Genomic DNA, 18,138 nt, shown 5'->3' with positions numbered 1-18,138 from the left:
CCGGATCCCGTGGTCGGTCAAGGCAGGATCTCGACGTACCCGTCGGTTCCGTGTACGCGGATCCGCTGCCCGTCCCGGATCAGCCGGGTGGCCTGCTCCACGCCCACGACGGCCGGCAAGCCGTACTCCCGGGCGATCACTGCGCCATGGGTCATCAGGCCGCCCACCTCCGTCACCAGGCCCGTGATTCCGACGAACAGGGGCGACCAGCCGGGGTCCGTGCAGACCGTGACCAGGATGTCGCCCGCCTCGAGATCGGCCTCCGCCATGTCCAGGACGACGCGGGCCCTTCCCTCGATGGTCCCGGCGGAGACCGGTAGGCCGACCAGGGCACCGGCCGGCACGTCGTCGCGCCGGTACGCCCCGGTGACGGCCTCGCCATCCGATGTGAGCACCCGGGGCGGTGTGAGCGCGTGGTACGAGCGGAACGCTTCCTTGCGCCGCTGGATGAGCTGTTCATCCACCTGGTTCGAGCGCACGACGTCGTGGCACTCCTGGAACGTGAGGTAGAAGATGTCCTCCTTCTCAGGAAGCACATCGGCCCGCACGAGGCGCTCGGCCTCCGCCAGCAAGGCCTGCTTGTAGACGAAGTAGCGGCTGACGACGCCGTACTTCGGGTACTCCCGGTACCCGATGAAGGTCCGGACCCGGTCGATCATCCGCTTGGTCTCGTCGGCCTTCCGGTCCCCGTCCGGCAGGTCCCGCAGGCGTGACAGCACGTCCTGTTCCTTCTTCCGCGCCGTCTGCCGCCCTTGCTCGAAGCGCCGTTCGGCGGCGCCCGGTTCGAAGTTCCTGACGTTGTCGAGGATCACGGGCACGAGCATGGTGGGGTGCTCGCGCCAACGCGGCCTCGTGATGTCGATCTCGCCGACGCAGCGCATGCCGTACCGGTCGAGGTAAGCCTTGAGGGCGTCGCGTGCTTCGGCCCCGCCCGCGAGCTTCCCCAGCTCGTCCAGGAAGTCCTCGTCCCCGACGCCCCGCAGGAACGCCACCACCTCCGGCCGCGGGCGGATCACGTCCGCGACGTCGAGCAGCGCGAGTCCCATCTGCGAGGTGACGTTGTCGGGGGCGGACAGCGTGAGCGTGTCAGCCGCGTTCTTCTCGCCCAGCCAGTCCTGCAGCTTGTCGTTGAGCCACCACGTGGCCTCCATCCCCGCCATGATCGCCTGAAGGCTCAGCGGGTCACGAAGGACTCGCTTGTGCTCCTCGAAGGCATCCAACAGGAAGTCGAACAGTGCCGGTCCGGTCTTCGTGCGGATGTCGCGCTCCAGGGCGTCGATGGACGCCTTGCTGCGTTCGATCAGCTCGGTGACGATGGCCGGATCGGTCTCGATCGGGGCGGACGCGCCGCCGACCGGCGGCCCGCCGGGACCCGCGTCCGGGAGCGACGGGACGAAGTCGTCACGGTCGAGGACGGTCTCCAGAGCGTCCCTGGTCAGTGGATCGCCCCTCCCCATGAGGTCCAGGAGGCCGGCGCGGCTCGCGGGCGAGGCCAGGCGCCGGGTGACGTCGACGAACAGTCTCCCGCCGGCCTCGTGCATCGGTGCCATGGCCGTCAGCTGCCACACGGAGAGCCCCAGGGGTTTCATGGGGTCGGTCATCATCTGCCCGTGGCCGACGGAGACGTAGACGTGATTCTCCTGGTCGCCGGTCTCGGGGATGGGGAACAGCGTTGTGATCGGTCGGCTCTGAACGATCTGGAAGCCATCATCGACCAGGCACCATTCGATGTCCTGCGGGCGGCCGAAGTGCGCTTCGATCCGCCGCCCGAGCTGTACGAGCCGCACGGCCTGCGCATCCGTCAGCGTCGGCTGCCCCTGCAGCCGCGAGTCGATTGCCGCCTCCTGCGTACCGCCTGCCGGCAGGGCGTGGACGGCACGCTGTTTTGCGGCGATCGTTCTGGCGACGACTTCGCCGTGTCGCACCTTGAAGACGTCCGGGTTCACCAGACCGGAGACCAGGGCCTCGCCGAGGCCGAAGCCGGCGTCCACAGTGGCGACCTTCCGGTTCCCCGTGACGGGGTCGGCCGTGAACAGGATGCCGGCCGCATGCGGGAAGACCATCTGCTGCACGACCACGGCCATGTGGACCGTACGGTGGTCGATGCCGTTCCGTTGGCGGTAGGTCACGGCCCGCTCGGTGAACAGCGAGGCCCAGCACCGGCTGACGTGCTGAAGGATCGCCGCCGACCCCACAACGTTCAGGTACGTGTCCTGCTGGCCGGCGAAGGAGGCCGTCGGCAGGTCCTCCGCCGTCGCGCTGGATCGGACGGCGTAGGCGGCTTGCTCGCCGAGCCGGGCGAGCGCGCGCGTGATCGCCGCCGAGAGGTCGCCCGGGATGGCAATCCCTTCGATGGTCCGGCGAATCCGCGCGCTGAGCGCGCGGATCTCCTCCCGGTCCTCCGGGTTCAAGCGCGACAGCTGGTCGAGCCGATCACCGATCGACGGTGCTTCCGCCATGATCCGCCGGAAGGCGTCCGTCGTCACGCAAAAGCCCCCCGGCACGCGGATGCCTTCGATCCCCGACAGCCCGCCCAGATGCGCGCCCTTGCCGCCGACGACCGCGACCTGCGTCTCGTCGATCTCTCGGAGATCCAACACGTACTGCTCGATCATCGCGGAACCTCCGGCGCAGTCGTGCTCCGGTGCACTGCACTGGCAGATCGAATCACCAGCACCTCCAGCCCTGTCGAACCCCTTGTCGGGCACGTCCTCATCCCTGGCCGCCTTCCCTCTGACGAGTCAGCCGATCGCTCCGCCCCGTCCGGCGGAGCGCACCTCCGAACCTCCGCCCCGAGGCCCGCAACCGCACTGCCGGTCCCACCACCGGTTCGACGTCACCGCGTCCCCCGTACATCGACAAACGGCGCATGTGCCCCCATTTCCACAGGTTGTGACCTCGGCCGATGATTCTGCGCCACGACCCGGGTCTTGCCGCAAGCCCCCCGGCGCGCTATACGTTGAGAGTGGCAAGGAGAGATCTCCTTGCCTTTGCCTTTTGCCGTCCGCCGGAGCTGAAAAGCTCCTCGCGAAACGGTGGTGCGCCGCCTACGACTACACGCGAGATGGTCCAGAAGGCGGCGGCCTGCCGGCCGAGTCGTCCGCCGACGAACGTGGCCCATGGCAATCGGAGCAGGGTGCCGAGGCCGCACGCCCCCGAGGCACAGCACCGCACGACCACCGAGAGGCGGCTGCGCCAAGCGGTGACGAACAGGGCGTGGATCCGCGAATACGAGTGGGAGCGGGTCCGCGCCCGGCCAGCAGCCGCGGCGAAGGCCCGCGCCCAGGCCGCGCAGACCACCGTTCCGGCCCTGCCCGCACCGCTGCCCCGGTGGCCCGCCTCGGTCACAGCGACTTCGTCTCACCCAACGCGCGTGGCGGCCAGGGCCCTTCGTGCCTCTCGGGCCAGCGCTTCGTCGTCCGGCTCGTTGCTTGGCCAGGCGACATGACCGTCGGGCCGTGCGAGTGCGGCACGCACGTCCGACCACTCGGCGGGCCGTTCGGTCGAGGCGGCACGATGGCAGGGGCTTTGGAGGACGTTTCCCGGTCAGGTCGAGCAGGATGTGACGGGCCGGGCGCAGCAGCGTGAAGAGCCCGGTGCCGTCGAGCGCCAGGTCCGGTGCGCGTCGGCCGGTCAGGGGGGTGCTCTTCCTTCGCGGGGCAGGCCACCGAGAGGGCGGACAGGTTGCGGGCGAGTTCCAGGGAGAATTCGGGGACGGTGGCGATGAGTTGTCCGAGCAGGGCGCGCAGTGCGGTGGTTTCCGGCGTGCATGAGTTCATCAGAGCCGTCTGGGCCCGCGTGTTGAGCAGCAATTCGGCGCCGACCGGGTGGCGTTCGGTGTGACAGGTGTCCAGAAGGTCGCCGGGGGCTGTGCCGCGGAGGTGGCGGCGAGTTTCCAGCCGAGGTCGGTGGCGTCCTGGATGCCGACGTTCATGCCGACGCCGCCCGTCGGGCCGTGCATGTGGGCCGCGTCGCCGGCCAGCAGTACCCGGCCCGCGCGGTAGCGGAATGCCTGGCGGGTGGCGTTGCCGAACCGGGCCCAGGACCGCCGCACCGAGCCGACCCGTGCGGGCCTTCGCCTGCAACGGCCGAGGCGGCTGACATGATCGTCACCATGGGGACGCACATCGAAACGGCCGGGGTGGCCGACTTCCACCAGGTTCTGACTGATCACCCCCGTTACTGGGGCGAACGCGACCTTCGGCCGCTGCACCTTCTGGCGCTGGTGCAGGAGTTCGGTTCCACCTGCTTGGTTGCCCGAGCCGAGGACGGAATCCGTGGGTACGTCTTCGGGTTCGTCACCCCGGACGGTACCGGGTACGTGCATCTGATCGCCACGCGGGACGACGCCCGTGGCACCGGTCTCGGGCGTCGTCTGTACACGGCGTTCGCCGAAGCAGCGGAACGTCACGGTGCACGGCAGTTGAAGGCGATCACGTCGATCGGGAACACCGGCTCGATCGCCTTCCACCGCAGCCTCGGCTTCAACACGGAGATCGTCGATGACTACAACGGCCCCGGCCGGGCCATGGCCGTCTTCTGCCGGGATCTGCCGCTCAACGTCTCGTGGCCCTGATCAACCGGCTTCCCCTGGCGATCGCTCCCCGGGCCGTTACCGCTGCGGGGCACTCACCAGCGCGTCGGGCAGACAGGCGGACCGGATGCCCAACTGCCGGCCGTGCGCGAGACAGGCGAGGGCGGCCGGCGTGACGGCCCCCACCGGCAGCAGGCTCCGGGCAGCCGGGGCGGCGCCGACGCTCTCGCGATGCGCCACGAGTCGTTCCTGAAGGGCCTGCTCGAACGCGGCCTGGTCGTCGTCGAGCGGGACGCGCAGCAGCCGCTGGTCCGGCGTCAGCGTCCCGGCCGTATCGAGTTGCTCGACCGTACGCGCCCGCTCGGCGGCATCCGACGAGCCGGGGCACCGTCGTCTCCACGACCCAGCGGTGGCGGCCCGGCCGCGTGGAGCACTCGATGCCCTTGCGGGCGATGCTCCGGCAGGGCTTTGCCGCTCGACCTGGGACGGTGCGGGCGGCTTGGAACACAACAGGCCCGGGAAGCACCAGGGGCGGAACCCGCATGTGGTCCGCGGCGGCGGGGATGTCAGCCTGGTGTGCTGTCATACAGAGCAGGAAGGCGAGGTGTCGATGAGTACGTTCCGATTCTCCACGGTTGCCGGGGTCGTGTGCATTGCCGTCATCTGCGCGGGGTGTAGCTCGCAGCCGGCGGAGCAGCCGACAGCCGAGAGGCCGGCGGCAGCGGCGAGTACCGCCGCCGACCCGTCGCCGGTGACGCCTGCGACGCCGACCGTGGACCCGAACGTGGTGCCGGGGTCGGTCCTGAAGACCTACCTGCCGACCAACCACACCCTGCCCAAGGGCTGGAAGCTGTCCTCCGTCTTCAAGGAGGCGGACAGCGGCCCGACGCAGCTGCCGCGATCTGCCGCTCCCAGCCCGACGGTGCTTCCCGACTGCGCCCAACTGGCCAGCCATGGAACGGGGGCGGCCGTCGGCAGCCCGGCCGCGTACGCCAGTGTGGGGGTCGTCGACTCGTCGGCCCACGAGGTCGGGGTCGCGGTGAACTCCTATCCCGTGAGTGAGGCGGCGGAGGTGCTCAGCAGGCTGAAGGTGCTGGAGGGCCTCTGCGGAACGACCTATGAGCCGGACTCCTCCGGGCTGCTGACCAACCCGGTGACGGTGACAGTCAGCGCGGTGGACGGCCCGGGGGAGGGGGGCGTGCTCGTCAAGGTCGACCGGAAGATCTATGTCGGTCAGGAGTTCGTCGTGATGCAGATCGGCGACCGGGTGCTGTCCGTGACCTCCGACAACAAGTACGGGGGCTTCGCCGATGTCGTGGCACTGGCGAAGGCCATAGCCCCGCGGGTGAAGTGAGGCCGGGGCGGTGGCCCGCTCTGCTGCGCCCCTCCGCTCGGTAACTAGTGCCACTCCCGGCAACGTTTGCCCCGTCGCGTCGTCAAACCTTGCCGCTCACGGCACCAGGCGTGGAACGGTTCCGTGCCCGTACCGACGGGCGGCCACCCACCGGGCTCCTTCGAGGCCGGCCCAATCCGTCCTCGGTGGCGGCTCCGGCACCGCCGGGGTCGAGTTCGCGACGACGACCGTGCCACGTGCGGGACACGGTCACAGTGACCGTGTCCCGCACGTTTTGATTGCCCGTTTCGTTTCATGGGTCGGTCATTTGCGATCGTTCGTTGTGATCTCCGCATTCTCGGTCTGACCTTCGGCCAGGAAGAACTGGGTCGCCGCCAGCTCGCCGTACAGCGCGTCGGCCGCCACCAGTTCCGCGTGGGTGCCTACCGCCCGTACCCGGCCCCCGTCCATCACCACGATCCGGTCCGCCATGGTCACCGTCGACAGCCGGTGCGCCACGACCAGGACTGTCGTCTCGCGGGCCACCTCCGCCACCACGTCCCGCAGCGCCAGTTCGTTGACCGCGTCCAGCTGCGAGGTGGCCTCGTCCAGGAGCAGCAGCCGGGGGCGGCGGAGCAGTGCCCGGGCGATGGCGACGCGCTGCCGCTCGCCGCCGGACAGCTTGGAGCCGCGGTGACCGACGACGGTCTCCAGACCCTCGGGCAGCCGCTCGACGAGCGTGTCGAGCCTGGCCCGTACGAGCACGCCGCGCAGTTCCTCCTCGGTCGCGTCGGGCGCGGCGAAGGTCAGGTTCTCGCGCAGGGTGCCCGAGAGCACCGGGGCGTCCTGCTCCACGTAGCCGATGGCGGCGCGCAATTCGGCGAGCGGCCAGTCCCGGACGTCCCGGCCGTCGACCAGGACCCGGCCGCCGCCCGGCTCGTAGAAGCGCTCGATCAGCCCGAAGACGGTCGTCTTGCCCGCCCCCGAGGGGCCGACGAAGGCCGTCATGCCCCGGCCGGGGACCTCGAAAGAGACACCCCGGTGCACGGGCGGCAGGTCCTCGCGGTAGCGGAAGGAGACCTCGTCGAAGACGACGGACACGGGCCCGTGACCGGGAGCCGCGGCGCCACCCGCCTCCTCGACCTCAAGGGCCTCCGCCTCCAGGATCCGCGACACCGCCGCCGACCCCATCTGGAACTGCGTAGCCGCCTCCACCAGCTTCGACACCGGCTCGATCAGGTAGAAGAGGAACAGCAGGAAGGCGATCAGCGAGGACACCGTCGTCGCCCCGGACGCCACCCGCGCGCCGCCGATGCCGAGCACCGCGAGGAAGGACACCTGCACCGCGAGGCCGATCGAGGAGCCCGCGAGCGACTGCCACTTCGCGGACTTCACGCCGTGCCGCCAGGCCCGCTGCGCCGCCGCGTCCACCACGGCCGTCTCCCGTGCCTCCGCGCCGGACGCCTTGATCGTGCGGAAGGCGCCGAAGGCCCGCTCCAGGACCGTGGAGATCTCCCCGACCGCCTCCTGCGAGCGCCGGGTGGCGGCCGCGATCCGCGGCATGAGCAGCGCTACGGCCCCGCCGATCAGCACGATCACCCCGACCGTGACGCCGAGCAGCACCGGGTCCATGAAGCCCATCAGGACCAGCGTGGCGACGAAGGAAAGGCCGCCGGTCACCGCCGACACCACGGACTGGGTGGTCACCGCCCGCAGCAGCGTGGTGTCCGAGGTGATCCGGGACATCAGGTCGCCCGGCTGGGTCTTCTCGACTTCATTCAGCCGCAGCCGCAGCAGCCGCCCGATCAGCGAGCGCCGCGCGGCGAGCACCACCGACTCGGCGGTGCGTTCCAGCACGTACGAGCCGAGCGCCTCGACCGCCGTGCCGAACACGACCAGGGCGGTCAGGGCGAGCAGCACGGAGGCGATCGGCTCGTCCTGGCCGAGCCGGTCCACCAGGGCCTTCGCGGCCAGTGGCTGGGCCAGCCCGCTTGCCGCGCCGACCAGCGCGAGCAGCGCGCCGAGGGCGACAGCCGCCCGATGCGGCCGGACGTGCCCGTACAGGGCGCGCCGGACGAGACGAGCGGGTATGGAGGGCGTGGGGCCGGGGGCCGTTTCGGTTGCGATCACATCAAGGGGGACGCGCCCGCGCCCCGGCCACCTGACCGGTGAAGCGATCAGCTTCGTACGCCGCAGAGGCGCAGCGGTCCCACGAGCCGACGGTCAGGATCGGTGCGGCCGGCCCGGTCCTCGGCGGCGAGCAGCCGCCCGAGCTCGTCGGCGGTCGGCAGACCCATGTCCGCAAGGTGCCGTCGGTGAAGGCCCGCACCCCGTACCAGGCGTGCGGTGGGGCGGCGATCCGGGCCAGGGCACCCGTGCGTTCCAGCCATTCGCGTCCGTCGCCCGGCTCGTGCCGCAGACGCTGCGGCCCGCGCCCGCACGACGTCGAGAGGGCGCCGCCCGCCGTGCCGTGCGACGCTGCTCGCGGGGACGGTGACGCGCGATCCGGACACACGGGAGGCGACATGGGCCCCGACAGGCAGGAGACACCGCGGCACGGGACGGAACACGGCTCGGTGCTGCGCCGCAGGACCTTCTTGAGGGCGGGCGTCGGGCTCGGCTCGGCGACGGTCGGCGCCTGCGCCCCTTCCCCTCCAGGCCGCGACGGTCGCGCGGCGGCTTCGCACCGGCCCGAGACGGAACGGGAACGTCCAGGGACACCCGACTGGCGTATCCGGTCGCAGGGGCCCGCGACGGCCGTCGTCGGGTACACCGACCGGGTGAGTGCGACACCGGGCGAGGAGTGCGGTCTGTACGTCTCGACGAGCGCCTCGTCCTTCCGCGTCTCGGCCTTTCGCATCGGCTGGTACGGCGGGGCCGAGGCCCGGCTCGTCTGGTCGTCCGAGCGCATACCGGGCCGCGTCCAGGCGGAGCCGCGCTTCCTGACCGACACCCGCACGGTCCGCGCGGGCTGGCGGCGCACGCTGAGCTTCGGCACGGCAGGCTGGCCGGAGGGTGCGTATCTGCTGCGGCTCGACACGGAGGACGGTCACCAGCGCTACGTCCCGTTGATCGTGCGCTCCGCGCACGGCACGGGCCGGACGGTGCTGATGCACGCGCCCGCCACCTGGCAGGCCTACAACCGGTGGGGCGGCTACAGCCTCTACGAGGGCCCCTCCGGGGCGTACGCCGCACGGTCCCTCGCCGTGAGCTTCGACCGGCCCTACGACTCCGACGGCGCGGAGAAGTTCATGGTGTACGAGCGGGCGGCGGTGGTGCTCGCCGAACGGCTCGGCATCCCCCTCGCGTACACCACCGGGGTCGACGTGCACCGCGACCCGGGGATACTGCACGGGGCGGTCGCCGTCATCTGCCTCGGCCACGACGAGTACTGGACCCCGCAACAGCGTCAGCACGTCGCCGGGGCCCGCGACGCCGGCACCAACGTGGCCTTCCTGGGCGCCAACACCTGCTTTCGCCGGGTCCGCCTGGAGCAGGACGGGACAGGGCCCGAGCGCACGGTGGTCTGCTACAAGTCCTCCTTCCCGGCCGATCCCTACTACACCACCCACCCCTCCTTGGTGACGACGGACTTCCGCCAATCCCCGGCGTCCGACCCGGAGTCCTCGCTGACGGGCGTGCTCTACGAGGGCTATCCGACGGATGCGCCCTATGTCGTCCACGCGACGGATCACTGGCTGTACGAGGGAACGGGGGTACGCCCCGGCGACGGCTTCGACCATCTGGTCGGTGTGGAGTACGACCGGGTCACCCCGGGCGCACCCGTCCCCGAACCCCTGGAGATCACGGCCCACTCTCCCCTGGTGTGCAAGGGCCACCGCAGCAACAGCGACTCGGCGTACTACACCGCGCGAAGCGGAGCAGGCGTCTTCGCGACCGGCACCATGCGATGGGTGGAGGCCCTGATGGCCGGAACCCCCGAGGGTGGGCGTGACCACCGTATGGACGCCCGTACCCGCGTCTTCGTCACCCGCACGACGGAGAACCTCCTGCGGGCGTTCGCGCAAGGCCCCGCCGCCCACCACCGGCCCGCACCGCGTCCGAACGTGGCGAAGGTGTACAAGGACAGCTCCCACTCTCCTCCGGCGCCGAACCGCTCGACGATCCCGTACCGGCATCCGACCGGCGCGTAGCGGACGAGGGAGAGGGGCCGCCAGGCGGACCAGTCGGCGGGCAGGGTCCGCTCCCAACCCGCGTCGGGATGCCAGAAGCCGGCGGCGTCGCCGAGGGGGACGTCGAGGCGGACGTCGACCGTGGTCGTCGCCTTCGCGATGACGTGCACGAGGGACGGCCGCCCGGGGGCCGTCCCCAGCACCGCGTCGACGGCGGCGCCCGCGGGCACGGACGCCGACCGTCACGCCGTTGACATGGAGGGCGCCGGGGTCCTGCCACCACTGGTCGCCGAAGGGCGACACCGCGACGGATTCCGCCGCGCCGAGCGGAGAGGGGGTGGTGTTCACGGAAGTCCTCCGGTCGGATCAGGCGGTGAAAGCGGTGCCGTCCAAGGTCCAGATGAGGCCGTCGAACCTGCGACGAGGATCACTCAGCGTCCGACGGCGCGGCTCGCGGCCGGTCCGGTCAGCGGCGGATGAGGCCGAGGTCGGTGGCGGTCGCCACGGCGGCGGTGCGGGAGTCGACGCCGAGCTTGGTGTACACGCGGGCCAGATGGGACTTGACGGTTCCCTCGGTGAGGTGGAGCCGCTGGCCGATCGCCTGGTTGGACAGGCCCTCGGCGACCAGCGCGAGGACCTCGGTCTCGCGCCGGGTCAGGGCGGCGGCCGGGGCGCGGAGCCGGTTCATGAGGCGGACGGCAACGGCGGGGGCCAGCGTGGTGCGTCCTGCGGCGGCGGTGCGTACGGCGGCGGCCAGCTCCTCGGGCGGGGCGTCCTTGAGGAGATAGCCGGTGGCGCCCGCCTCGATGGCGGGCAGGGTGTCGGCGTCGGAGGCATAGGTGGTGACGATCACCACGCGGGGGGCTCCCGGTCGTGCGGTGATCCGGGCGGTGGCCTCGGCGCCGCCCATGCCCTTGCCGAACTGCAGATCCATCAGGACGACGTCGATGTCTCCCTCGGCGGCGCGGCTGATGGCGTCCTGGGCGGTGGCCGCCTCGGCCACCACCGTGAGGCCGGGTTCGGTCTCCAGCACGGCGCGGAGTCCGGCTCGCACCACCGGGTGGTCGTCGGCCAGGAGCAGGCGGATGAGGGAGTCGGTCACCGGCGGGCCTCGGGTTCGCTGTCGGCGGGCGGGGTGGGGAGCTGGGCGGCCAAGGCGGTGCCCCGGCCGACGGCGGATTCGACGGTGAGGGTGCCGCCGAGGGCGCGCATGCGGGCGCGCATCGAGGCCAGGCCGAAGCCGCCGCCGTCCTGGGCGGGGGCCGGCAGCCGGCCGGGGTCGAATCCGGAGCCGTCGTCGACGATGTCCACGGCGACGTGGTCGCCGAGGTAGCTGAGGGTGACCTCGGCGGTGGTGGCGTGGGCGTGGCGGACGGTATTGGCCAGGGCGGACTGGGTGATCCGCAGCAGCGCGACCTCGTAGGCGGTGGGCAGCGGCAGGGGAGTGCCGGTGAGGTGGAAGCGGGCGGTGATCCGGTGACGGGCGGAGGTGGTGGTGCAGAGGCGTTCCAGGGCGCCGGCCAGGCTGGTGTCCTCCAGGGCGGGCGGGGTGAGGGCTGCGACGAAGCGGCGGGCCTCGGCGAGGTTGTCCACGGCGGCCTGGCGGGCCTGGCCGATGTATCGGGTGGCGGCCTCGGGTTTTGCGGGCAGGGCACGTTCGGCGGCGCGCAGCAGCAGCTGGATGCTGGAGAGCCCCTGGGCGAGGGTGTCATGGATCTCGCGGGCCAGGCGTTCGCGTTCGGCGAATACCCCGGCGGTGTGCTGGGCCCGGGCCAGGTCGGCGCGGGTCGCGGTGAGTTCCTCGATCAGTCGGCGGCGCTGTTCGCTCTCGTGGTACAGGGCCTGGTACCCCCGCACCACCGCGACGGCCACGGCGCCACCCAGGGCCGGGCCCATCGCCATGGCGAAACTGAAGGAGTGCTGGTGGGCGGCGAAGGCGGTGATCGCCGCGAGTGCGGTGGCCGCGACCGCGGTCGGGCCCGCCCAGCGCGACAGCAGGTGGAGCTGGATGAAGTACAGAGGGAAAGCGACCCATACGCCGTCGGCGGACAGGGTCAGCAGCAGCAGCCAGCCGACGCATGTGCACGCCAGCCACACCGCCGCGGCACGGCGTGAGGCACGGACCCGGGGCAGCAGCGGCCCGGCCGCGTACACCAGGCCGCATGCCGCGGCAGCCGCGGTGGTCATCCCGGAGTGTGGCAGGCCGTCGGCCACGGCCCGGCCGGCGGCCAGGGCGAGCAGGCCGAAGACCAGCAGATGCAGGCACCAGGCCAGCACCCGGCTGGTCGGGGTCAGGGCGGAAACGGGGGCGGAGGCGGTCACAGTGAGTACAGCCTACGAAAACAGACCCCGCGACGGCCTCCATCGAAAGTTGCAACCGGGGTGCTGCCCTTCGATCCGCGAAGTGCCGCCTGACGCCAGATGCCCGGACAAGGGGACAGCAGCGATCGTGGAGCCATACCGATTCCACGTTGGAGGGGCAGACCAAGCCGTGTTCGTCGCCTGGAGAGACCTGAAGTTCGCCAAGGGGCGGTTCGCCTTGATGGGGACCGTCATCGTGCTGATCACCCTGCTGGTCGGGCTGCTGTCCGGGCTGACGGCCGGACTGGGCCAGCAGAACATCTCCGCGATCACCGGACTGCCCGCCGACAGGATCGCCTTCCAGGCCCCCGCCGACGGGGGGGACCTGTCGTACTCCAACTCCACCGTCACCGCCGAACAGTGGCAGCGGTGGTCCAAGGCGCCTGGTGTCGAAAGCGCCGAACCGCTGGGGATCACCACCACCAAGGCCACCGCCGGGGACAGGAGCACCGGGGTCTCCGCCTTCGGCGTGACGCCCGGCTCCCACCTGGCCCCGGACAGCGGCGAGATCGACGACCGGTCGGTGGTGCTGTCCACCGCGGCCGCCGACGACCTCGGCCTGGCCCCCGGGGACTCCTTCACCGTGGCCGGGCAGCGGCTGACGGCGGCCGGCGTGCGGGGCGATGCCTCCTTCAGCCACACCCCGGTGATCTGGACCAGCCTGAACACCTGGCAGAAGATAGCGCCGCCCGCCGACAACGGCGACCGCCCGACCGCTACCGTGATCGCGCTGAACACCACCTCCGGGGCCGATGTGGCGGCCACCGACAAGCAGGCCGGCACCAAGACCGTCTCCACCGGCGACTCGCTGTCCGCGATCGGGTCCTACACGTCCGAAAACGGCTCCCTGCAGACGATGCGCGGCTTCCTGTTCGCCATCTCCGCCCTGGTCATCGGCGCCTTCTTCACCGTGTGGACCATCCAGCGCAGCGGCGACATCGCCGTTCTGAAGGCACTGGGGGCCTCCACCGCCACCCTCCTCAAGGACGCCCTCGGCCAGGCCGTCGTCCTCCTCGTCGGCGGCACCCTGGTCGGTACCGGCATCGCCGCCGCCGTCGGCGCCCTCGTCGTCGGCAGCGCGGTGCCGTTCCTTCTCACCCCCGCCACCGTTCTCGTCCCCGCCGCCGTGATGATCCTCCTCGGTGTCCTCGGGGCGGGCCTGTCCGTTCGCCGCATCACTTCCGTCGACCCGCTGACCGCCCTGGGGAGCGCCCGATGAGCCTGAACCTGACCGACATCACTCTCACCTACCCCGACGGCGACAGCCGCCTGACCGCCCTCGACAAGGTCGCCCTGGACGTGCCCAAGGGCAGCCTCACCGCCGTGGTCGGCCCCTCCGGCTCCGGAAAGTCCAGTCTTCTGGCCGTCGCCGCCACCCTGATCACCCCCGACGTCGGCACGGTCACCATCGACGGCACCCCCACCACCGGCATGAGCCGCGGTGAGCTCACCGACCTGCGCCGTCACAAGATCGGCATCGTCTTCCAGCAGCCCAACCTGCTGCCCTCCCTCACCGCCGCCGAACAGCTCCAGGTCATGGCCCAACTCGACGGCCGCAGCCCCGCCAGGGCCCGCACCCGCGCCCTCGAACTCCTCGACGCCGTCGGCCTGGCCGACCAGGCCCGCCGCCGTCCCCACCAGCTGTCCGGTGGCCAGCGCCAACGCGTCAATATCGCCCGCGCCCTGATGAACGACCCCACCGTCCTCCTGGTCGACGAGCCCACCAGCGCCCTCGACCACGAACGCGGCGCCGCCGTCCTCGACCTGATCACCCGCCTCACTCACCAGCAGGCCACCGCCACCGTCCTGGTCACCCACGACCGCACCCACCTCACCGCCGTCGACCAGATCGCTGAAGTCCACGACGGACGCCTCCGCCCCATGGCCCTCACCCGCTGATGGCGTAGCACCGTGGGCGCTCCACGACCTGCCGCGTGAGCTGCCGTTGCTCAACTCGTTCCAGCAGCGGGGCGGTTGTTCCCGCGGCGGGCCGGCGCCGTCGACTTCTGTCCGGGGAGTGAAATCCCGAACGCGATCCAGCTCGGTCGTCAGGACGAGACCGCGCGATCGTCACTGGACGGAGGCGGGGAGGCCAGCGCGGCCAGGTAGTCGTCAAGGAGTTCGGTCTGGCGGTGCGGCGGGAACGCCTCGGGGCTGAACAGGGCCTGCACCACCAGGCCGAGCACGAAGGACTGGGCGCCGGCCGCGATGCGGGCGGGGTCCCCGGCAGGCAGTTCACCCAGTTGTTGGGCTGCGGCCACCAGGTCGCGCAGCTGGTCGCGGCCTCGGGCGTACTTGCGGGCGTAGTCGTCGCTCAGCTCGGGGTCGGCGAGCGCGGCGTCCCAGGTCGAAGGCCGGTGCCCGCCCACTGCGGCTGCCGAGTCGTTTGCGGTGCGCGGCCTGGTCGGCGGGCCGCGGGATCACGCCCGGATCCCGCACTGGCGCAGGTGAGTCCGGATGGCCCGGGAGGAGTACGCCTCCCGGGAGAACCGGTCCGGTACTTCCAGGCGATCGCGTCGATCACCTGCCGGCGATCCCGCCACCGCTCAGAAGCCTGGTCGGCCGTCGATATGGACCAGGCGACAGCTGATCGATGGCATACGGTGGCGGCCCCGGGCCGGGACGTCGTGGCGGGATGTCCCCGATCGGTACGGGCCGCTGAAGGCGATCTGTGTGCCCCGCACCGGGCCGGCCAACGAATGGTCGCGACGAGGATCGTTGTGAAAGTGGGCAGACGCCTTGTGGAGTTCGGGGTGTTCAGGGGTTGATGGTGTGCTCGGTGAACTGGCCGCAGGAGCGGAATCCCAGGCGGCGGTAGACGGGCTCGCCGTCGGTGGACGCCTGCAGGACCGCGATGTGGTGGTCCCGGTCGCGGGCCGTGTGGAGTGCGGCGAGCGTGATGGCACCGCCGTAGCCGCGTCGGCGGTGGGCGGCCAGGGTGCAGATGTTGTAGATCCCGGCAACCCCCGCGTGATGAAACACTTCGGCCGAGCAGACCGGACGACCGTCTACGTAGCCGACCAGGTATCGGGCCGGACAGTGTGCGGCCAGGGCCTGCGGGGCGGCCTGGGCGAAGAAGCGGCGGACGGTGTCGGAGGGCGGGGTCCAGTTCGCGGCGAGAACCGAGGCGTAGTCGGCGAGCTGTTCGGGCGTGGCCACCGTCTGGATGTCCAGTCCTGGGGCGGCCGGCAACGGCAGGGTGTCGTCCAGCTCGGCCCACATCGCCGTCTCGCGTTCGGATGCCAGCAGACCAGCCGCTGTCAGGCGGGCGGTGAGGTCCGGTGGCGTCGAGGCGGGCCCCACCCACCAGGAGAAGCGGCGGCCGGTGCGAGCCAGTGTTCGGGCGGTCTCGGTGATACGTGCCGCAGCGGTGGTGGTGGTGAAGCGGGCCGAGGCAACGATGTTGAAAGTGTCGTCGTCCAGGCTGCTGTCGGCGACCAGGAGGTCATCGGTCTCCGCAACGGTCGCACCGCTCATGCTCCGATGCAGGTGACAAGCATGTTCCGCCAGATTCCGCTCCATCCTGTCCGTCAAGTCCGCGTCATTGAGAAAATGGACATCCATAACGAATGATCCCAGCATGGCTGGGCGCAGGTTGCACGTGATTTTGGATCGCTCGTCGGCGGTGTCACGCCGAGCTGTTCGCGGAACTCGCCCGCCCGGCCCCGGCGCTGACGTCGGCCAGCCGGCGTTCGCGGCCCGGATCGCCACCACCGAGCCCGAAGCAGCCGGCGCCCTCGCCGCGTTCCTCTGCATCCCGGTGGCGTCGGCGGCACTGAACTACCGCCGAAACCCGGGCGGCCCCGGTACGCCCGGGGCCGATGACGCGCTGTACGCGGACGACCCCGTCAGCGGCTATCCCCCGGACATGCTCCGGCGCTTCGACATGATCGGTTTCGACCCGCGCGGCATCGGCCGCAGCCGGAGTGCCGTCTGCGACGAGACGATCACCGAATCGATCCCGGCCCGCCCCCGTGACGCGGCCGTCTCCTGGACGGCAGCCGGTCCGAGGCAGGCGCGTGATTCTCTGGAGAGGGGCGGACAGGAGCGCGATGACAAGCCTTCCGGACAGTTGAGCGGCGGATGAGCCTCCTCACGTTCCGTCAAGGCCCCTCGGCCGAGACCTGCAACACCCGTCCACAACCTCCCAGGGCAGAACACCTGGGCCGGCGACGGCCGGGGCTACGGACCGGTGAGCGATGCGTGCCCGGCCCCGGGGACTCCGGATACGGGCGTTTCCGGGGCGGGGAGGGGCTTGTCCAGCAGGAAGGCCCGCAGGAGCGCGGTGTACAGGCGCGGCTGCGCATGCGCGATGGCGTGCCCCGCGCCCCGGACGTGGACCAGCCGGGAGTCCGGCAGGGTCTGGCGGTACTCCTGGGTGACCTCGGGTCTGACGAAGTCGCACTGACCGCGCAGGACCAGCGACGGGACGTGCACGCTGCGCAGCACGGGACGCGGGTCGGGGAGCTGTTCGAAGTCCTTGACGGTCATCTGGTTGCTGTAGAAGCCCTGCGGGTTGTTGTGCGCCTCGGTGGGCGCCGCGCCCACGCACGACGTGGTGTTCTTGCCGAGAAGAGCCAACTCGTGCATCCACTGGTCGAGTTCGCGGTCGCCGGCCAGGGCGTGCGCGGCGCGCGGGTTGACGCCGAGAAGCAGGCTCGCGGTGATCAGGCGGGGCCTGCTGTCCAGGTCGTCGCGCCGGGAGCGCTGTGCCGGTGTCAGGTCGTCCCAGGGCTCACCGGCCTTGGACCCGGGATACTCCCGGCCCCATAGGGCGCCCGGCGACGCGAAGACCGCCTTCGCCACGTGCGAGGCGTGCGCCCGCAGGTACTGGGCGGCCAGGGAGCCGCCCCACGACTGGCCGACGAGGACGATCCGGTCCGCGCCGAGGAGTTGGCGGATCGCATCGAGGTCGGCGACCTGGCGGGCGACGGTGTAGCCGGTGACGTCGGAGAGCCGGGTGGAACGGCCCGCGCCGACCTGGTCGTAGGAGTAGACCTCGAAACCGTCCGCGGCCAGTTCCCGCCCGCCGGTGGGGATGCCCTCCGCCGGGGTGCCTGGGCCGCCGTGCAGGAAGATGACGGGGGTCGGCCGGGGCGTGCCGACGGCGGGCGCGTGGACGTATGCGATACGGGAGCCGGTCGGCAGGTTCCAGAAGCGGACGTCGGACGGGACCGGGCCCGCGGCCGGGGTCGGCATCGGGCGGAAGACCGTGGCCGCGGCCAGCGCCGTGACGCCGAGGAGCAGGATGCCCGTGAGGGCGGCCGTGGCCCGCAGGCCGCCCTTGCCGAGCAGGCTGAACGCCGCGCCGCCGAGCAGCGCGGCGACCACCGCGGCGACGGCGAGACCGGTGGCCGCGAGCAGCGGGACGCTCGCGGTCGCGAACGCCGCCACCACGAAGCCGGCCGCCGCGGCGGCCGGTGCCAGCGCCACGGTGACGGCGAGCAGAAGGCCGCCGCATATGCGGCGGACGAGCGGGGACTGACCGAGCGGAGGAATCCTGAGTGCCATGACTGCGAGGCTAGGTGCGGGTGCGGGGCCCGGTCGTCAGGCCGCCGGACGACCGTCCGGCCGCGAAATCCGCTGGTGGAGGGGGTGGTGACCCCCGCCGCACGGCGGGGGTCACCACCCCTCGGGGAGGGCGGCCGGACCCGCCGCGACCCTGAGGTTCCTCAGGGTCCGGCCCAGGAGTCCCGGGTGCCGGCACTCTGTGTCGGTGCGGGCGCGGGCCGCCACCCGGCCCGTACGTTCCGGCGGACACCGCGGTGCGTGACGGC

At 71.6% G+C, this 18,138-nt stretch carries 15 protein-coding genes and 5 pseudogenes; 7 read left to right on the top strand and 13 right to left on the bottom strand.

Features of this window, described 5'->3' with window-relative positions:
* Window positions 1–17: 17 nt before the first annotated feature.
* The 3 genes from rph to AB0E67_RS10845 form a co-directional block, all read right to left on the bottom strand.
* Entirely contained in the window at window positions 18–2,615 is a 2,598-nt protein-coding gene (gene rph / locus AB0E67_RS10855) for a rifamycin-inactivating phosphotransferase (protein ID WP_362023883.1), read from the bottom strand.
* Between the two features lie 745 nt (window positions 2,616–3,360).
* A complete protein-coding gene (locus AB0E67_RS10850) occupies window positions 3,361–3,477 on the bottom strand; it encodes a hypothetical protein (protein ID WP_362023881.1) in 117 nt (38 codons plus the stop codon).
* A gap of 301 nt (window positions 3,478–3,778) precedes the next feature.
* The gene (locus tag AB0E67_RS10845) at window positions 3,779–4,054 is read right to left on the bottom strand and encodes an FAD-dependent monooxygenase (RefSeq protein ID WP_362023878.1); all 276 of its coding nucleotides are present in this window, start codon (window positions 4,052–4,054) and stop codon (window positions 3,779–3,781) included.
* A 48-nt stretch (window positions 4,055–4,102) separates the two neighbouring features.
* Here AB0E67_RS10845 and AB0E67_RS10840 point away from each other — a divergent pair, with 48 nt between their 5' ends.
* A complete protein-coding gene (locus AB0E67_RS10840; protein ID WP_362023876.1) occupies window positions 4,103–4,576 on the top strand; it encodes a GNAT family N-acetyltransferase in 474 nt (157 codons plus the stop codon).
* A gap of 36 nt (window positions 4,577–4,612) precedes the next feature.
* Here the strand turns inward: AB0E67_RS10840 and AB0E67_RS10835 are convergent, their stop codons facing one another.
* Both AB0E67_RS10835 and AB0E67_RS10830 read right to left on the bottom strand, forming a co-directional pair.
* Window positions 4,613–4,837: an Imm49 family immunity protein gene (locus AB0E67_RS10835; protein WP_362024631.1), complete on the bottom strand. Its 225-nt coding sequence runs from the start codon at window positions 4,835–4,837 to the stop codon at window positions 4,613–4,615.
* A gap of 58 nt (window positions 4,838–4,895) precedes the next feature.
* A pseudogene (locus tag AB0E67_RS10830) lies at window positions 4,896–4,988 on the bottom strand (IS5/IS1182 family transposase); the annotation flags it as partial.
* A gap of 297 nt (window positions 4,989–5,285) precedes the next feature.
* Here AB0E67_RS10830 and AB0E67_RS10825 point away from each other — a divergent pair.
* On the top strand, window positions 5,286–5,888 hold the full coding sequence (locus AB0E67_RS10825; RefSeq protein ID WP_362023873.1) for a hypothetical protein: 603 nt from the start codon (window positions 5,286–5,288) through the stop codon (window positions 5,886–5,888).
* Between the two features lie 303 nt (window positions 5,889–6,191).
* Here AB0E67_RS10825 and AB0E67_RS10820 read toward each other — a convergent pair whose 3' ends face one another.
* Window positions 6,192–7,997 carry an ABC transporter ATP-binding protein gene (locus AB0E67_RS10820; RefSeq protein WP_362023871.1) on the bottom strand — a complete coding sequence of 602 codons (1,806 nt, stop codon included), beginning with the start codon at window positions 7,995–7,997 and terminating at the stop codon, window positions 6,192–6,194.
* A gap of 47 nt (window positions 7,998–8,044) precedes the next feature.
* A pseudogene (locus tag AB0E67_RS10815) lies at window positions 8,045–8,235 on the bottom strand (SAM-dependent methyltransferase); the annotation flags it as partial.
* A 157-nt stretch (window positions 8,236–8,392) separates the two neighbouring features.
* Here AB0E67_RS10815 and AB0E67_RS10810 point away from each other — a divergent pair.
* Window positions 8,393–10,021 (top strand): N,N-dimethylformamidase beta subunit family domain-containing protein, encoded by a 1,629-nt coding sequence (locus tag AB0E67_RS10810; RefSeq protein WP_362023868.1) that lies wholly within the window; start codon window positions 8,393–8,395, stop codon window positions 10,019–10,021.
* 445 nt (window positions 10,022–10,466) lie between these two features.
* Here the strand turns inward: AB0E67_RS10810 and AB0E67_RS10805 are convergent, their stop codons facing one another.
* Together AB0E67_RS10805 and AB0E67_RS10800 are read right to left on the bottom strand one after the other, a co-directional pair.
* Window positions 10,467–11,102, bottom strand: a complete 636-nt coding sequence (locus tag AB0E67_RS10805) for a response regulator transcription factor (protein ID WP_362023865.1) — start codon at window positions 11,100–11,102, stop codon at window positions 10,467–10,469.
* Entirely contained in the window at window positions 11,099–12,322 is a 1,224-nt protein-coding gene (locus tag AB0E67_RS10800) for a sensor histidine kinase (RefSeq protein WP_362023862.1), read from the bottom strand. The genes AB0E67_RS10805 and AB0E67_RS10800 overlap by 4 nt, the downstream gene beginning before the upstream one ends.
* Before the next feature lie 169 nt (window positions 12,323–12,491).
* Here AB0E67_RS10800 and AB0E67_RS10795 point away from each other — a divergent pair, with 169 nt between their 5' ends.
* Window positions 12,492–13,580 (top strand): ABC transporter permease, encoded by a 1,089-nt coding sequence (locus AB0E67_RS10795; protein WP_362023859.1) that lies wholly within the window; start codon window positions 12,492–12,494, stop codon window positions 13,578–13,580.
* Complete coding sequence (locus AB0E67_RS10790) at window positions 13,577–14,260, top strand: ABC transporter ATP-binding protein (RefSeq protein WP_362023856.1); 684 nt, start codon at window positions 13,577–13,579, stop codon at window positions 14,258–14,260. The genes AB0E67_RS10795 and AB0E67_RS10790 overlap by 4 nt, the downstream gene beginning before the upstream one ends.
* A 149-nt stretch (window positions 14,261–14,409) precedes the next feature.
* On the opposite strand, the pseudogene AB0E67_RS10785 reads toward AB0E67_RS10790, so the two are convergent.
* Both AB0E67_RS10785 and AB0E67_RS10780 read right to left on the bottom strand, forming a co-directional pair.
* Window positions 14,410–14,712 (bottom strand): annotated as a pseudogene (locus AB0E67_RS10785) (TetR family transcriptional regulator C-terminal domain-containing protein); the annotation flags it as partial.
* A pseudogene (locus AB0E67_RS10780) lies at window positions 14,708–14,838 on the bottom strand (IS5/IS1182 family transposase); the annotation flags it as partial. The pseudogenes AB0E67_RS10785 and AB0E67_RS10780, both read right to left, overlap by 5 nt.
* 73 nt (window positions 14,839–14,911) lie before the next feature.
* Between AB0E67_RS10780 and AB0E67_RS10775 the strand changes: the two are divergent.
* Window positions 14,912–15,019: pseudogene (locus AB0E67_RS10775) on the top strand (transposase); the annotation flags it as partial.
* 99 nt (window positions 15,020–15,118) lie between these two features.
* Here AB0E67_RS10775 and AB0E67_RS10770 read toward each other — a convergent pair.
* Window positions 15,119–15,883 (bottom strand): GNAT family N-acetyltransferase, encoded by a 765-nt coding sequence (locus tag AB0E67_RS10770; RefSeq protein ID WP_362024628.1) that lies wholly within the window; start codon window positions 15,881–15,883, stop codon window positions 15,119–15,121.
* A 58-nt stretch (window positions 15,884–15,941) separates the two neighbouring features.
* On the opposite strand from AB0E67_RS10770, the gene AB0E67_RS10765 reads away from it, so the two are divergent.
* Window positions 15,942–16,448, top strand: a complete 507-nt coding sequence (locus tag AB0E67_RS10765) for a hypothetical protein (protein ID WP_362023854.1) — start codon at window positions 15,942–15,944, stop codon at window positions 16,446–16,448.
* A gap of 95 nt (window positions 16,449–16,543) precedes the next feature.
* On the opposite strand, the gene AB0E67_RS10760 is transcribed toward AB0E67_RS10765, so the two are convergent.
* Window positions 16,544–17,872: an alpha/beta fold hydrolase gene (locus tag AB0E67_RS10760; protein WP_362023851.1), complete on the bottom strand. Its 1,329-nt coding sequence runs from the start codon at window positions 17,870–17,872 to the stop codon at window positions 16,544–16,546.
* Window positions 17,873–18,138 lie beyond the last annotated feature (266 nt).

The organism is Streptomyces sp. NPDC032161, assembly GCF_040636995.1.
Taxonomy (GTDB): Bacteria; Actinomycetota; Actinomycetes; order Streptomycetales; family Streptomycetaceae; genus Streptomyces.
Note: the sequence above shows the minus strand (reverse complement) of the source record. Positions and strands in the feature narration are given on the sequence as shown.